The following is a 16025-nucleotide window of genomic DNA, read 5'->3' on the forward strand; positions in this document are numbered from 1 at the left end:
CGGGAAAAGCGCTGCGTGCTGCGTGCTGCGTCCTAGCTGCGACCGGAGAGTGGCGTATGGATCGTCTTTCACCTCGAAATCGACCGGAAGGCTCTTCGATCATGCATCAGAACTGGGGGAAGCTGCTCTTTCTCCATTTTTCGGTGCCCGTGTCGGTGCTGCGGCCGATGATTCCGAGGGCGTTGGAGATTGACACGTACGACGGCGGCGGGTGGGTCAGCATCACGCCGTTCACCATGTGGGGGATCCGGCCGGTCATGCTGCCGACGGTGCCGGGACTCAGCGACACCCACGAGCTGAACGTGCGCACCTACGTGCACGCGGAAGGCGTCCCGGGCGTCTGGTTCTTCTCGCTCGACGCCTCGAACGCGATCGCCGTTCTAGCCGCGCGGCTCGGCTTCCATCTGCCGTACTACCGGGCCGAGATGCACCTGGAGGAGGCCGCCGAGACGTTCAGCTTCGTGTCGCGCCGCTCCGATGGCGAGGGAGCGCGCGCGGACTTCCACGCGCGGTGGACTCGCGGCCGGGCGTTGCCGGCACCCGATCCCGACTCGCTCGAGTTCTTCCTGGTCGAGCGGTACTGTCTATACGCGGCGCGCGCGGAGAAGCTGTACCGCGCGCGGATCCACCACGCGCCGTGGTCATTGCGCGCCGCGACGCTCGAGGAGCTGACGTCCACGATGGGCGAGGCGAACGGGATCAAGCTGCCGGACAAGCCCGCGCTGGTGCACGCGCAGGGCGATCCGCTCGCTGTCGAGGTGTGGCCGCCGCGCAGAATCTGACTGCTACGTCTCTAGTTTGCAGGCCGGTGATACGCGCAGGGGCAGGACCGGCGTCCTGCCCCTCGTTTCGTCTCGCCGGGATTCGTTACGGAGCGGCCGTTGCCGACTTTACCTCGACCGCTATGACCCGGTGCAGACCGGCAAGGACCTCCCAGGAATGCGCTCCGGGATCGAGCCACATGGCCTGGCCGGGATGAAGATCCACGATCATGCTGTTCCCGTCCGCGAGAGTTATTCGAAGTCGCGGCCTGCCGAGACTGACGATCGCGATGCCATACGGGTGCGTGTGCATGGGGCTGCGATATCCTGCGCCGGCGAGCGCCTCAAGGACGCGAACATACTCGTTCTCGAGGATCACTTGATGCACATCGGGGTCCACCTTCACGGCATCTGTAGCCGGGAGCGTGATGGCGGCTCGGGGGATTCCGCGCGCCGCCGCCTTGATCTCCACGGCGACGACGTGGAGCTGGCCGGATTGCATCTCCCATGAGTGTTCCGCGTTCTCCATCCACAGCACCTGCTCCGGAAGAACGTCGAAGACCACGTTCGACGCGTCGGGCGTCGCCAGGCGCAGACGCCCTGTGTCGAGGCCGATGAACACGAACGGCGGGTGAGTGTGCGTTGGGCTGCGCTCACCGGGCGACGCGAGCGCGCGGAACACCCTGACGTGGTCGTTCTCGAAGAGCACGTTGTGATGGGACGGGTCGAGCGCGACTGCGTCGCGCGATCCCTGTGCGGCCGCGCCCGACGACAGCAGGAGCAGGAGCAACGGAACGGCGACGCCCAGACGGTTCTTCATCGACTGCCTCCGGTAGTGGTCTTTTGCGTGAAAAGCCGTGCTAATCGGTCTTCACTAGCAGTCCAATTCTGGCGGTAGGAGGGGGGGTGCTGCAAGGCCCGGCGCCGCAGCTAGAGCTCACGCGGGCTCGGTATTGAGGCGACCTTCCCTTCGCTCATCAGTCTGGTCACGAATCGCTGTCCTTCGGACACGCGCTCGACTTCGATCGCGATGGCCTCGACGGCCTGCTCTATTCGCTCCAAGCGCCCCGCCTCCGCCGGGTTGATCCGCGCTGCCGGTGCGCGCTTCCATATGCGCCGCGCGTGCGCGAACACGAGGGGGAAGGGCACGAACATTATAAGCAGGGCCGGGATCATGACCCAGGTGTCGTTGTCCCCGCCGCGGACATACGTTGGCGGCTCGGCTGAGGCGAGGAAGCCGCTGGGCGCGCTCGTCAGGATTTGCTCCGTCTGCGCGAGGTCAGACTCCAGCTGCAGTATTCGCTGGTCCAACTGGGCAAGCTGCTGCGCGAGACCGCCCTGAATTGCGCTGCTCGTTTCGCCCCATTCGTCGGTAATGGCCTCGCGGCGATCCTTCGCATCGCTCAACTGTTCTGCCAGCTCCGACCTCCGCGCCCGGAGCCAGCGCACGTCGCCGAGGCTGAGCGGGATCGAGATCGTCTGCGCCGGTACACCCGGCACCCCTTGGATGACGATCGCCCCTCCCACCGGAAGCCCCGGAGCCGTGGGCGCCGTTGCCTGCGCCGGCGGAGCTTCGACCTGGGTCTGCATGCCGATCTTCTACTGCGGCTCGGAGAGCATGCGCGCCTGGTCTCGAACCGGGACGGTCTTGCCCTCGCTCATCAGTCTGGTCACGAATCGCTGTCCTTCGGACACGCGCTCAACTTCGATCGCAATCGCCTCGACGGCCTGCTCGATCCGCTCCAGCCGTCCCGCCGTCTCCGGAGGAATCACGCTCCGCACTGGACCCGCGGCCGCGCGCTTCCACATCATGCGCGACGCGCCGACCGCCAGCGGCGCGAGCACGAAGATCGTGAAGACGATTCCGCCCGCGAGGACTTCGCCGGACGAAAAGCCACCGAACGCCCCCTCGGCCCGCGTCGAGGTGAGAAATCCCGCAGGGGCTCCGGTCAGCTGCCGGCCCGTTTCGGCAATGTCGGACTCGAGCTGGACGATACGCTCGTCGAGAACCGCGATCCGCTGCTCCAGACCAGCTTTGGTCGCACCATCCGCGCTTCGCACCTGCTCCGCCAGGTCCCTGCGCCTGCGACTCGCGGAGTTGAGCTGGGTGGACAGCTCCGACCGCCGCGCGCGGATCGCCGCGACTTCAGCGCGGGTCATCGGCATCGCGAGCGTCTGAGCAGCATTGCCCGGCCCGGCCTCGACACGGACGACAGCTTGAGGCGCCGGAGCGGGCTGCTCCACCGTTGGGTCTTGCATGAGCACCATTACGTAGGGATGGCGGGTTGGGTTACAGCGAAGTTAGCCCTGCTCCGTTTGAAGACTGTCAGATCCGTGCGTTCGCCCATTCGTTGTACGCGTACAGCGACGCCACGTCCGGAACGCGCATCGCTCAGCGCCGCCGTGCTCCGGCCACCATGAGCCCGCCACCTCCAACGATCAGCAGGACCCCGACCCACGGCGGGATCTCCGCCTTCCGCTTCGTCACTACCTCCACGGGCCCGACTGTCACTGTCTCGCTGTCCTTCGTGTAGCTGATCCGCATCGCGAGCAGCACGACGCCGACGACGATCAACAGCACGCCCAGCCACGAGATGGGTTTCACGTTGCCTCCGATGAATGGATTTCCTTCAGTCTCAGCCCCCGACGAGCTGCCGAAAGCGCGGATTCGTTCTGAGCTGAGCGAACACGGGGTGCAGTCGCGCCAGATTCCGACTCAGCGTGGACGGGACCGAAAGGAGCTGCTCGAGAATGGCGAGAGCCTCATCGTGCCGGCTCAACTCGGCCAGCGTTAACGCCCGGTAAAACAGGATGTCTCCCCCGAGCAGCGCATCCTTGCTCAAGGGCTTCAGGGCGACGGCCCGGTCGGAATCGGCCATGGCATTCCGCGCGTTTCCAAGTAGCAGGCTTGCGAGCCCGCGCTGGGAATAGAACTCGGCCTCGTCCGGGCGCTCCCGAATGCGAGCCGTAAGGAGCCGCTCGGCCGTGTCCGCGTAGGCGCGCGCCCGGCTCGCGTCGCCTCGTTCCCGAAAGAACCACGCTTTGTCCAGCATCACCTTCCCCCGCTCGCCAAAATCAGGCACCCATTCCAGCGCTGGGACCGCTTCCGCCATCACCGGATGGGATGTGAAGGGCCAACCCCACGCCAGCGCTGCGGCCGTGCGGTACGCCTTGTCCGGCGAGCGCTCCCAGGCCTCGAAGTAGATCCCGGTTGCAGCCGCGATGTCTCCGGTCCGGGCGAAATGCACATTCGCCTTTACGAGCAAAGCGTCCTGGATATCCGGGTTGACAATGAGGGCTCTGTCGGCCAGGCGGTCGGCCGCATCGTAGTCGCGTAGATACAGGTAAGTAGTGCCTGCATCCGCGATGTACGCGGCGGCACGCGGGTCCAACTCGACGGCGCGCGCCATCGTGGCAACCGATTCGCGCCATTTGCCGCTGCGCCGCTGAATGAAGGCCTTGAAGAAAAGGACGTCGGCGCTGTTCGGACGGCCTTTCTCCGCCGCGGCCAGCTCGCGCAGCGCGCTCTCGTAATCGAGGAAGCCGTGATAGTAATAGACTCCGAGAGCCTCATGGCCTTCCGACAGGTCCGGCTTCAAGGCGAGCGCTCTGTCCGCCGCCGCCTTCGCCAATCGCAGACGCTGAGCGCTGCGGTCTCCGTAAAACCAGTACAGCTCGGTGTGCGCAATCGAAAGCCGGGCGTAGGCGTGGGCAAACTCCGGGTCCAGAGCCACCGCGCGGTCGAGGAGCGATGACGCTTCACGAAGGGGCGGGACCTGAACCGTTCGCAAGAGCTCCGACGCGCGCAGGTACAACGCATACGCGTCCACGTTTTGCGTGAGCTTCGCAGCCAGCGCCTCGCGCTCCGGCTCGAGCAATGCCACGTTGAGCGCGTTCGCGACCTCGGTGGCTACCCTGGTCTGAACCTCGAACATTCCGGACAGCACCGTCTGATACGCCTCTCCCCAGACCTGCGTGGCATCGGACGCGCGGATGAGCGCGGGACTGACGCGCACGACCTCCTTCCCCGCAGCGTCCTTGTCCCAGCGCACCGTTCCGGTCAGCAGATATTGCACGCCCAGCTCCTGCGCGATCTGCTGCAGCGGCTTGTCACTTGCCGCATAGCTGCGCGCGCTCTGACGGCCGACGACGCGCAGGCCGCGCACCGACGAAAGGCGGTTCGTGATCTCCTCCGTCATGCCGTCCGTGAATTCCTGGCCGCTCTCACTGCCGCGGTTCTCGAACGGGAGCACCGCGAGCGCCGGCGTCGGGATCGCCTCGGCTGAGACCGACGAGGGACGAGTCACTTTCCAGGCGGCGAAAGCGAGTAGCGCCAGCGCGAGCGCGCCGGCCGCGATCGCGTACGAGCGGCGGGGAAATCGAACGTCCGCTTTCACGGAGCGGCGCGCGGTGGTCGGCGCCATGCCTCCGCTCGGAGTGGACAACGCGTCCAGCTCGTGCATGACTTCCGCGGCCGACTGCGGCCGGTCGGCTGGCCGCTTCTCGAGACACCACATCACAAGATTCGCCAGCATCGGCGGAATGGACGGCCGGCGCCGCGTGACGTGATCCGGAGTCTCGGTCACCTGCGCCGCCAGCATCGCCTGTGGCGACCGGCCCGGGAACGGCGTGCTGCCGCTCAACATCTCGTACGCCAGCACGCCGAGCGCGTAGATGTCCGCGCGATGATCCGTGTTCGGGTCCGCGGTCGCCTGCTCCGGCGCCATGTACGCGGGCGTGCCAAGCGCGACTCCGAGCGAGGTCAGGCTCACACCCCCGCTCGACGCGCTCACGGCCTTAGCCACACCGAAGTCGGTGACCATGGCCGATCCGCCGGAGATCAGCACATTCTCCGGTTTGATGTCGCGATGCACCACGCCGTTCTCGTGCGCGTACGACAGCGCGGACGCCACCTCGCGCAGCACGCGCACCGATTCCGACACGGGGAGCTCGCCGCCGCGCGCGAGCTTCGCGCGCAGTGATTCGCCTTTCACGAACGGCATGGTGAAGTACGGCAGTCCTTGCGTCTCGCCGGCGGACAGCAGCGGCACGATGTGCGGGTGCTGCAGCTGCGCCGCCAGCTGGATCTCGCGGCGGAACCGGTCGATGTTGACGGCCGCGGCCATGTCGGGCGGGAGAACCTTGACCACGACCTTGCGGCCCAGCGCCGCCTCGTGCGCCACGAACACGCGCGACATGCCGCCACCGCCGAGCTCCTGCTCGAGGGTGAGGCCGTCGCCCAGCGTCTTCTGGAGCTGCTCGCGGAGCTCGGTCATTCGGGCCCTGACTTCGGGATGAGCGGGTTCAGCACGGCCCCACTATACAGTCCGGGACTGTCTCGCGGAATGTGGCTAATGCAGATGCTTCTCCCGCGCGCCCATGTCCTCCCGCTCGAGCTGCACGGTCACGTGCTCGATCCCGAACAGCCGCATCGCGGCATGGATGTGCTCCAGCACGTGCTGCTGCCGCTCGGGCTCGCGGACCACCGCGTGCGCGCTCATCGCGACCATTCCCGAACTCACCGACCAGATGTGCAGGTCGTGCACTGACTCGATTCCGGGGATCGCTTCCAGCTGCGCGCGCACCGCGCCCGGCGGGGTGTGCGCCGGCGCGGATTCCAGCAGCACGTCCACCGACTCGCGCACCAGATTCCACGCGCCGCGGATGATCAGCGCCGTCGTGAGCAACGACGCGAGCGGATCGGCCGGAAGCCAGCCCGTCGCCCAGATGATGACCGCCGCGGCCACCGTGCCGACCGACGCGAGCATGTCGCTGAGCACGTGCAGGTACGCGCCGCGGACGTTGAGGCTGGACTCCGACGCGGGGTGCAGCACCCGCGCCGCCGCGATGTTGGCGAGCAAACCGAGCACCGCGATGGTCAGCATCACGCCGCCGGCGATCGGTTCCGGCGTGGCGAAGCGGGCGAACGACTCCCAGATGATCCACGCCGAGAGCAGGAACAGCGTGACGCCGTTGATCAGCGCCGCCAGGATCTCCCACCGCAGGTAGCCGTACGTCCTGTGGGACGTGCGCGGCAAATGGGCGAACCACGCGACGAACAGCGAGAGGCTCAGCGCGGCGACGTCGGTGAGCATGTGCCCGGCGTCGGCGAGCAGCGCGATCGAGTTGCTCAGAATGCCGCCGATCACTTCGGCGATCAGCAGCGTGGCCGTGATCGCCAGCGCCACCTTCAGCCGCGAGGAGTCCTCGTGAGCGTGCGAATGCCCGGCGTGGCCCATGCGTCAGATGCCTCCTACGCCGCCTTCATTAGGGGCGCGACAGACAGTAAGTTCCATCCGTGCTCGGAAGGCTATCCGCCATTGTGGTTCTCGTGCTCCTGAACGGTTTCTTCGTCGGCGCCGAGTTCGCTCTCGTACGCTCGCGACGCAACCGGCTGGAGGCGATGGTTCGCACCGGTGACCGCCTCGCCCGAGTGGCGTTGCGGGCATCCTCAAATATCTCCGGGCTGCTGCCCGCGAGCCAGCTTGGAGTGACGCTGTCGAGCCTGGCGCTCGGCTGGGTCGCGCAATCGATGATGACCGACGTGCTGGCGTCGCTCCCCGCCGGCGCGGAGATCCCAGCCCGCGTGACGATCGCCGCGCTGATCGCGTTCGCCGCCGCGAGCTACGTGCACGTCGTGTTCGGCGAGCTGGTGCCGAAAGCCGCGGCGCTCAATCACCCGGAGCGGCTCGCGAAATGGCTCGTGCCGCCGCTGGTGCTGTTCGCGTCGCTCGCGCGCCCCTTCCTGTGGATCATCAACCGCACGTCCAACTACACGCTGCGGCTGTTCGGGCTGCACACGCTCCCCGGCGAGGACAGCGTCCACTCGCCCGACGAGCTGCGCATCCTCGTCGAGCAGGCGCAGGAAGGGGGCGCGATCGAGGCGCAGGACGCCGACATGATCGACGCCGTGCTCGAGTTCTCCGAGAAGAACGCCAGCGACGTCATGACGCCGCGCACCGAGGTCGCCGCGTTCGCGCTGGACGCATCGCTCGACGACGTGCTCGCGACCGTCGAGGACAAGGGATACTCCAGGTACCCTGTGTACGAGGACAGCATCGACAACATCGTCGGGCTCATCCTCACCAAGGACATCCTCATCGAGGCCGTGCGGCGGCGGAACAGCTTCTCGCTCCAGGCGGTCATGCGGCCGGTGCACATGGTCCCCGGATCGCGCGAGGTGGAGGACGTGCTGGCCGACTTCAAGCGGCTCAAGGAGCACATGGCGGTCGTGCTCGACGAGTTCGGCGGGACCGCCGGCGTCGTCACGATGGAAGACCTGCTGGAGGAGATCGTCGGCGAGATCCTCGACGAGTACGACGATCCCGCGGAGAAGCCGGTCGAGACGCGCGGGGGAGAGACGCTGGTGCCCGGCAGCACGCACATCACCGACTTGAACGAGCGCTTCGCCCTGGAAGTCCCCGACGAGGACTACACCACCATCGGTGGCTACGTCTTCGGCACGCTCGGCAGGCTTCCCGCGAACGGCGACCGCGTCACCGCCGGCGGTGCGATCTTCACCGTGCGGGAGATGGACGGCCGCCGGATCGAGACGCTGGCCGTGGATCTCCATACGGTGGGCGATCGGCGCGCGGCCGAGCGCGAGCAGTCAGCTCCGCGCACAACAGCAGCGCCTGGATGAAGCTGGCCGGGTCCGCGATCCCGCGGCCCGCGATGTCCAGCGCCGTGCCGTGGTCGGGTGAAGTTCGCGGGAACGGCAGCCCGAGCGTCACGTTCACCGCCGAGCCGAACGACGCGACCTTGATGGCCGTCATGCCGACGTCGTGGTACGGCGCGACGACGGCGTCGAATTCTCCTCGCATCGCGCGCACGAACACGGTGTCCGCCGGGTAGGGCCCGGCTATTCCGGACGCGCGCGCGGCCGGCGCGAGCACGTCCTCGTCCTCTTCCCCGAACCGCCGCCCGTCGCCGCCGTGCGGGTTCAGCGCGCACAGGGCGATCCGCGGCTCCGCGATCGAGAACCATTCGATCAGACCCTCGCGCGTGATTCTCGCGGCCCGGCTGATTGCATCCGCGGTGACCGCCGCGGGGACGTCGCGCAGCGCGAGGTGCGTCGTCGCGAGCACCACCCGCAACGGATGGGTGCCGGCGCCCGCGGCGCCGGTCGAGGTCAGCATCATCGCGACCTCGCTCCCCGTGAGGGCGCCCAGCATCTCGGTGTGGCCCGGGTAGTCGAACCCGCCGGCGAGCAGCGCCGCCTTGTCGATCGGCGCGGTGACGATCCCCTGCACTTCGCCCGCGAGCGCGAGCGCCACGGCGCGCTCGATGGCCGCGCCGCTCAGCGCGCCCGCCAGATCTGACCCATCACCGGTGTGCCATTCACCGGCGACCTCACCCAACTCGAGACCGATACCCGTCGGCCCAATCACCATAACGTCACAGCGCTCGACGACACGCGGGTCGTCGAGCGCTCTGCGTATTATCTCGGGGCCGATCCCGCGCGGATCACCCGCGGTGACAGCCAGCCGCGGTCGCACCTACAATCGCAGCGACACGAAGGTCTCCCGCCGCAGGGAGTCCAGCAGCGCGCGGGTCGCGCGCTCGGCGATGAGCTGCTGCCGGATCTGGTCGCGCACGTCCTGCACGCTGTACTCGCCGCCTTCCGTCATGCTCACGAGCTCGAGCACGGCGAACTTCACCGCCAGGCCCGCGCCGAGCTGGAAGGGATCGGTTATCGCGCCCGCCGTCTTGCCGGCGACGGCCGCCTGGTACGACGCCGGGAGCGAGTCGCGCGGGTACGGCTGGAGGATGCCGCGCTCCTCCGTCGCGTCGTGGTGCCGCTGCACGAGCTGCTCGAAGTCCGCGCCCCGCCGCCACTGCGCGGCGACGCTGTCCGCTTCCACGCGCGCCCGTTCCACGTCCCCCGAGTCAATCTCGGGACGGATGAGGATGTGCCGCGCCTTGACCTCCGCGGGCTGGATCCGATCCACGCGAATGATGTGGTAGCCGAAGGCGGTCTCGACAATCGGACTCACCCGTCCCGGAGGCAGCGCGAAAATCGCGCGCTCGAATTCCGCGACGAGCCCGGAACCGCGCCTGTTCCAGCCGATGTCGCCGCCCAGCTCCTTGCTCGCGGGATCCATGGACTCGCGGCGGGCGATCTGCTCGAAGTCGCCGCCCGCGCGGATCTCGGCGAGCAGCGAATCGGCCTTCGCGCGCGCCCTGGCCTTGGCGGCGTCGGACGGCTTCGGCGCGACGACGATCTGCCGGAACGTCACCGACGCCGGCCGCCGGCTCAGCCGCTCGCGGCTGGCCTGGAATGCCGCGTCCACCTCGGCCTCCGTCACCGTCGCCGGACGCAGCCGCTTGCGCAGCTCCTCGAACGTCCGCTGCTGCAGCATCTGGCGCCGGACCTGATCCACCAGGGTTCTGCGATACTCCTCCGGCGTTCCGAACCCGGCCTCGCGCAGCTCGCGCCTGAACTCCACGTCGCTGGGAAACTGCTCCTTGATGCGGCGGATCTGATCGTCCACCATCGGCGCGGTCTCTTCGTCCGTGACTTCGATCTTGAGCAGAGCCGCCTTCTGCACGAGGATCTCGGCGTCGACCAGCTCGTCGAGCGTCTCGCGCGCGATGGCCATCTGTCCGGCCGAGTCGCCGGGAAAGACCAGTCCCTGCGCGCGCTTCTGATTCACGGCGACCAGAACGTCGCTCCAGAGGACGGGCTGGTTGCCGACTACCGCCACGATCCGGTCGACCGGCAGCGACGTGCCCGGACGCTGGAGCGCCGGCACCGTGTCCTGCGCCGAAGCAGCCGCCGGGATCGCCAGCGTCACAGCTACCGCCAACGCCGCGGCGGAGGGGATATTGAATGTCATCTTGCGCAATACCCCTTCGGGCGATGCCGGTTCGATCACTGGCCGGGCGGGGGCGCCGGCGCGGGGCGGGCCTCGAGCTGCGCGCCATCCGGTGCGCCGGGCATCGGAACGGCCGAGGGCGGCTGCTGAGCCGTGCGAGTCGAATCCACCGACGCGCGAATGCGCACTGCCTGCTGGAGCGTGCGGTCCAGCCCCGCGCTATTGACCGCGTGCGAGTACCTGGCCCGGAGCACCGCTTCCACCGGCGGAGGCACGTTCACGAACGGGGCTTCGTCCGCGAGCACGCGCGCGAAGTACCGGTCCGCGCGCGCCGTCGCGAGACGAACGCGCTCCTCCTTGGTCGACGCGCTGTCGGCGAGCATCTCCGGAGAGACGCCGAGCTGGGTCCACTCGTTCACGACTTCGGCGACGAACGCCTGGCGCGTGTTGACGAGCTCCGTGGAATCGACGGTGATGCCCGCGCTGTCCGCGGAGCGCAGCACCAGCTCGTTGCGGACGAAGTTCTTGATGAACTGTGTGACGACCGAATCCGGCGCCGCGATCAGCCGCGACTGCACCTGCTGCTGCGGCGGGAACGTCGCCATCCAGCGCACCAGCTTGGCCGCCGTGAACGACCCCAGCACCGAAGTGGCGAGCACCGCCCGGTCTTTCACGTGCCCGTCGGGGTCGGCCGCCACGGCGCGCGCCGTGGCGGGCGCGCTCTTCTTCACACTGATCTTCGAAGCCGAATCCATCCGCGCCATGTACGTGCTCTCCGCCGCCTGCATGCTCTGCGCGCGGCTGGCCTGCAGGAACTCCTCCCGCACCTCCTCGAACGTCGGGCGGCGGATGATGTGGTAGCCGATCGCCGTCTCGACGATGGGCGAGATCTCGCCCGGCTGCAGCGCGATCAGCGCGTTCTGGAACTCTGGGACCATCGCTGCGCGGGGAAAGACGCCGAGGCTGCCGCCCTGCGCGCCCGACTGCGTGTCCTCGCTGTTGTTCGCCGCCAAAGAGGCGAAGTTCGACGCGGTGAGCCGCGAGCGTACCTGCCGCGCCCGGGCGAGCGCGTTCCGCTTGGCGCTGTCCGGCTTGTTCTGCGTGAGGAACAGGATGTGGCTGGCGGCGAGCAGGTCCCCGGCCGCGTACCTGCGCGGCGCGGCGGCGGTGTCCACGCGGCCCCAGTCTCGGGAGATCTGCGTGAACCACTTCTGCGCGCGCTGATTCGCGAACAGCGACCACATCGCGCTGTCGATAGTAGCGGGCTGGTTGAGCGAGTCCCCGTCCGCGGCGGCGAGCGCCAGCAGCTGATAGTTGACCCACACGTCGGCCACCGTGCGGATCACGTCCTTGCGGACCGGAGCCTGCGAGGAGCCGATGAGCTGCGCCAGGCGCGCGGCGCTGAGCTGGTTGGACTCCGCCCGGGCGGCGGTGTCGGTGTGGGCGGTGAGTGCGTCGCGCATCCCCTCACAACCGGAGAGCAGCGTCAGCGCGAGGACGGCGAGTGCGATAGGGCGAATCATGTTGTCGAGCGGCTCCAGAAAGTTTGGCTACGGGCGAAGCTTCGTGAGGGCGCGAACGAGTCCATCGAGGAGCGTGGAGCCGCCAAGCCGGGTCAGCTTCAGAGACAGCGGGTGCGTCCGTCGCACTTCCGCCGAGAACTGCACGTCCTGAAACGCCGCCGCGAGACCCTTCACGCGCGGAACGGCATAATCTCTAAAGGTAATACGGGCCTCCGCGCCCCGCACGAAGATGGACTCGATCTCGAGCGCGCCCCCTAGGACGCGCAGCAGGCTGGTGGCAAAGAACCCCTCCGCCGCCGGCGGCAGCGGACCGAACCGGTCGCGCACTTCCTGCCGCACCTGTTCGACATCCGCGGCTTCGGTAAGGTTCGTCAGCCTGCGATATATGTCGAGCTTGGCGTCCTGCGAGGGTATGTAGTCGTCGGGCAGGAAGGCCGGCGCGTCGAGCGACACCTCCGCGGGCTGGAGCTTGGGGCCGGTGTCGCCGCGCAGCATGCGGCGCACCGTCTCGTCGAGCAGCCGCAGATACATGTCGAACCCGACGGCCTGCACGAACCCCGACTGCTCCGGCCCAAGCAGGTTGCCCGCGCCGCGCAGCTCCATGTCCTTGAGCGCGATGCGGTAGCCGGAGCCGAGCTCGGTGTGGTGCTCCAGGATCTTCAGCCGCCGGTTCGCCTCTTCGTCCACGGTCTCCGGCACGAGGAGGTAGCAGTACGCCCGGCGGTGCGAGCGGCCGACGCGGCCGCGGAGCTGGTACAGCTGCGCGAGGCCCAGCGTGTCGGCCCGGTTCACGAACATCGTGTTGGCGTTGGGCACGTCCAGCCCCGACTCGACGATCATCGTCGAGACCAGGATGTCCAGCTCCTCGTTGACGAACCTGCGCATGACGGATTCGAGGTCGCGCTCGCGCATCTGCCCGTGCGCCACGCCGATGCGCGCGCGCGGGGCGAGCCGCTGCACGTGGTCGGCGACCGCTTGAATGGTCTCGATCCGGTTGTGCACGAAGAACACCTGGCCGCCGCGGTCCAGCTCGCGCGCGATCCCCTCTTCCAGCAGGCCGTCGTCCCACGGCTCGACGAACGTGAGCACCGGCGAGCGGTCGCGCGGCGCGGTCTGCATCAGCGTCATGTCACGCAGCCCGGCGAGCGAGAGATGCAGCGTCCGCGGGATCGGTGTCGCCGTGAGGGTGAGCGCGTCCGTCTGCAGCCGCAGCTGCTTCAGCCGCTCCTTGTGCTTCACCCCGAAGCGGTGCTCCTCGTCCACCACGATCAGCCCCAGCTCGCCGAAGTTGACGTCGGCGCTCAGCAGCCGGTGAGTTCCTATGACGATGTCCGCCTTCTTTTCCGCGATCTCCGCGAGCACTTCCGCCTGCTCCTTCGCGGTCTGGAACCGGCTCAGCGTGCGCACTGTCACGGGAAAATCGGCCAGCCGGTCGCCAAAGGTTCGCGCGTGCTGCTCGGCCAGGATCGTGGTGGGGACGAGCACCGCGACCTGGCGCCCCGACTGCACCGCCTTGAACGCGGCGCGCACGGCGACCTCCGTCTTGCCGTAGCCGACGTCGCCGACGAGCAGACGATCCATCGGCCGCGTCCCCTCCATGTCCGCCTTGACGTCCTCGGTCGCGCGCCGCTGGTCGGGCGTGTCCTCGAACAGGAACGACGATTCCAGCTGCCGCTGCCAGGCCGTATCCGGGACGTGCTGCGCGCGGGTGGCGATCTTGCGCCGCGCGTACAGGTCGAGCAGCTCCGCGGTCATCTCCTGAATCGCGGCCCGCGTTCGGTCGCGCTGCCGCGTCCACCGCTTTCCGCCCAGCTTGTGCAGGTGCGGCGGCGCCGCGTCGCCGTCGATGTCGTCCGAGGCGCGGAACCGCTCGAGCTGGTCAATCTTGTACAGCGGCACGTTGAGCCGGTCGCCGCCGGCGTACTCGATCACCGCGACCTCGACGGTGCTTTCCCGCACGAACAGCTTCTCCATGCCGCGGTAGATCCCGACGCCGTGCTCGAGATGCACCACGTAATCGCCCGGCTTGAGCGCGGCCCCCGAGTCGAACGCGCTGCCGCCGGAATACTTTCGCGCGCGCCGGATCCGCCGCTCGCGGCTGAATATCTCGTGGTCGGTGAGCACGCGAAGACCCGGATCGCTTCCGCGGGGCGGGACCACGAATCCCCGGTGCAGCACGCCGATCGCGAGCGCGGCGGGCGACGGCGGCCCCGGCCCGTCGTCGAGCAGCTCCTCCAGCCGCTCGGCCTGCCCCGCGTTGTCGCACAGGATTACCGTGGGCGTGCCGTCGCGGACCGTGCGGCGGAGCTGCTTGATGTCGCGCGCGATCGCCTCGGGAGCGCGGATCGGGAAGACGATGTCCTCGCCGTCGCTCGCCGCGGAGTGCAGCGCGACGGATCCGAACGACGCGAGCCGCCGCGTCACGTCCTCCGGCCGGTCGTACAGCTCTTCCCTGTCGGGCGCGTCCTCGCCGCGGCGGCGGGCGAGATCGATGTGGTGCTGCGCCTCGTCCCACGTGCGCGCCAGCTCGGCGTCGAGCTTCGTGCCTTCGGGGTACACGACGACCGTGTCCGGCGGCCACAGGTCCGCGATGGAGATCCGCTCGAATTCCTCGGTCGTGGTGGTGACTTGCCCGTCCACCGGCAGCACGAGCGCCAGCTCCGCCTCGCGCGTCGAGCGCTGCGAGCCCACGTCGAAATGCCGCAGCTCGGCGATCTCGTCGCCGAAGAATTCCAGCCGCACCGGCTCGGCCATGCCGAAGCCGTAGATGTCGAGGATCCCGCCGCGCACGCTGAACTGCGCGACGTCGTCCACCATGTCCACGCGCTCGAAGCCGATAGACTCCAGGTGCTCGATCAGCTGCGTCGGACGATGAACGTCGCCTTTCCGGAGCTCGAGCCTGGCGGCGGACAGCGCGCGCGCGAGCCGGGTGCGCTCCATGACCGCGCGCGCCGTGGTGAGCAGCACGCGAATCCCGCCGCGCGCCATGCGCTCCAGCGTCTCGACCCGCTCACCCGCGACTTCGGCGTGCGGCTCCGCTTCGCCGAACGCCTCGCGCGGGGGATAGAACGCGACCGATTCACCGTCGGCGACCGCGCCCATGTCGGCGAGCCACCGCTCCGCCTCCGGCACGGCTTCGCAGACAACGACAAATAATCGCCGCTCCAGCCGGCGCGACAGCGCGCTGACCAGGACGGCGTCGCTCGAGCCATGCAGGCCGGCGACACGGGCGGAAAGGCCCGGGGGTGGGACGCGGTCGAGGAGTTCCGTGAAGGACGGAAGCCCTTCGACCGCCGACAACAACAGCGGCAATGGCATTGGGGCACCGCAAGGTAACTATGCTCCTGGGTGTTCGACTGCCGGAATCCAAGTTGGGAGTGGGGCAGTTTGGAGGGGAAAGTCAGGCAGTCGTAGCGGACTTCCGCAGAACCGTCGCTCGCAGCCCGCAGAGCATCCGGCGAATCTCAACCGTTTCCCGGGCCAGGCGCTCCCACTCCCGCAGCTTCATTACTCCGTAGTCCTTGGCGAGATCGAGCTGACCTTCGAGCTCTTTGGACGACTTGATACTGCTGTCCAGGAACTTGGCGAAGTCCTTTGGCGTACGCGTCCCGCAACCTTCGATGATGTTGAAGAGGATCGACTCTGCCGCGCGCGTCGTTTGCGAGTGCAGAGGTGCATAACCTCTTCGCGGAAAAGCCCCGGTCGCGCGCCGAACCGCGATGCAGTGCGCATGTGCCCTCGCCCACACGTCCAGCTTCCGGTGATCCTGCATCTCGCAAGTAGCCGCGAATCAGCAGAACAAACACCATCCAGCTACGACTCGTCCAATCGAATCTCTGCAGTGTTTCTCCTCACTGCCCCACTCCAAACTGCCACACTCCAAACTTGGATTCCGGTGAGCCCCCGCTCGGACTCTATATTTC

At 68.1% G+C, this 16025-nt stretch carries 12 protein-coding genes and 1 pseudogene; 2 read left to right on the forward strand and 11 right to left on the reverse strand.

Translation table 11 applies throughout. The features are described from left to right. Positions 1-101: 101 nt before the first annotated feature. Entirely contained in the window at positions 102-782 is a 681-nt protein-coding gene (locus WEA80_02180; GenBank protein ID MEX1185374.1) for a DUF2071 domain-containing protein, read from the forward strand. An 85-nt stretch (positions 783-867) separates the two neighbouring features. On the opposite strand, the gene WEA80_02185 is transcribed toward WEA80_02180, so the two are convergent. The 6 genes from WEA80_02185 to WEA80_02210 all read right to left on the reverse strand — a co-directional run bounded on the left by WEA80_02185 (position 868) and on the right by WEA80_02210 (position 7000). Further along, positions 868-1581, reverse strand: a complete 714-nt coding sequence (locus tag WEA80_02185; GenBank protein MEX1185375.1) for a hypothetical protein — start codon at positions 1579-1581, stop codon at positions 868-870. 110 nt (positions 1582-1691) lie between these two features. Continuing rightward, positions 1692-2351, reverse strand: a complete 660-nt coding sequence (locus WEA80_02190; GenBank protein MEX1185376.1) for a hypothetical protein — start codon at positions 2349-2351, stop codon at positions 1692-1694. Between the two features lie 9 nt (positions 2352-2360). After that, a complete protein-coding gene (locus WEA80_02195; GenBank protein ID MEX1185377.1) occupies positions 2361-3020 on the reverse strand; it encodes a hypothetical protein in 660 nt (219 codons plus the stop codon). A 133-nt stretch (positions 3021-3153) separates the two neighbouring features. Next, positions 3154-3366: a hypothetical protein gene (locus tag WEA80_02200; GenBank protein ID MEX1185378.1), complete on the reverse strand. Its 213-nt coding sequence runs from the start codon at positions 3364-3366 to the stop codon at positions 3154-3156. Between the two features lie 31 nt (positions 3367-3397). After that, positions 3398-6037, reverse strand: a complete 2640-nt coding sequence (locus WEA80_02205; GenBank protein MEX1185379.1) for a protein kinase — start codon at positions 6035-6037, stop codon at positions 3398-3400. 75 nt (positions 6038-6112) lie between these two features. Then, entirely contained in the window at positions 6113-7000 is an 888-nt protein-coding gene (locus tag WEA80_02210) for a cation diffusion facilitator family transporter (protein ID MEX1185380.1), read from the reverse strand. Between the two features lie 83 nt (positions 7001-7083). On the opposite strand from WEA80_02210, the gene WEA80_02215 reads away from it, so the two are divergent. Beyond that, positions 7084-8403, forward strand: coding sequence for a hemolysin family protein (locus tag WEA80_02215; protein MEX1185381.1), 1320 nt, complete (start codon positions 7084-7086; stop codon positions 8401-8403). A gap of 40 nt (positions 8404-8443) precedes the next feature. Here the strand turns inward: WEA80_02215 and WEA80_02220 are convergent. From WEA80_02220 to WEA80_02240, 5 genes and pseudogenes are all read right to left on the reverse strand, one after another. After that, a pseudogene (locus tag WEA80_02220) lies at positions 8444-9154 on the reverse strand (4-hydroxythreonine-4-phosphate dehydrogenase PdxA). Positions 9155-9259: 105 nt separating this feature from the next. Continuing rightward, complete coding sequence (locus WEA80_02225; protein ID MEX1185382.1) at positions 9260-10600, reverse strand: peptidylprolyl isomerase; 1341 nt, start codon at positions 10598-10600, stop codon at positions 9260-9262. 35 nt (positions 10601-10635) lie between these two features. Beyond that, on the reverse strand, positions 10636-12102 hold the full coding sequence (locus tag WEA80_02230) for a peptidylprolyl isomerase (GenBank protein ID MEX1185383.1): 1467 nt from the start codon (positions 12100-12102) through the stop codon (positions 10636-10638). A gap of 27 nt (positions 12103-12129) precedes the next feature. Continuing rightward, positions 12130-15420: a transcription-repair coupling factor gene (gene mfd, locus WEA80_02235; protein MEX1185384.1), complete on the reverse strand. Its 3291-nt coding sequence runs from the start codon at positions 15418-15420 to the stop codon at positions 12130-12132. 82 nt (positions 15421-15502) lie between these two features. Then, on the reverse strand, positions 15503-15874 hold the full coding sequence (locus tag WEA80_02240) for a four helix bundle protein (protein MEX1185385.1): 372 nt from the start codon (positions 15872-15874) through the stop codon (positions 15503-15505). Between the last annotated feature and the right edge of the window lie 151 nt (positions 15875-16025).

The sequence above is a fragment of the Gemmatimonadaceae bacterium genome (assembly GCA_040882285.1).
Classification (GTDB): Bacteria; Gemmatimonadota; Gemmatimonadetes; order Gemmatimonadales; family Gemmatimonadaceae; genus JACDCY01.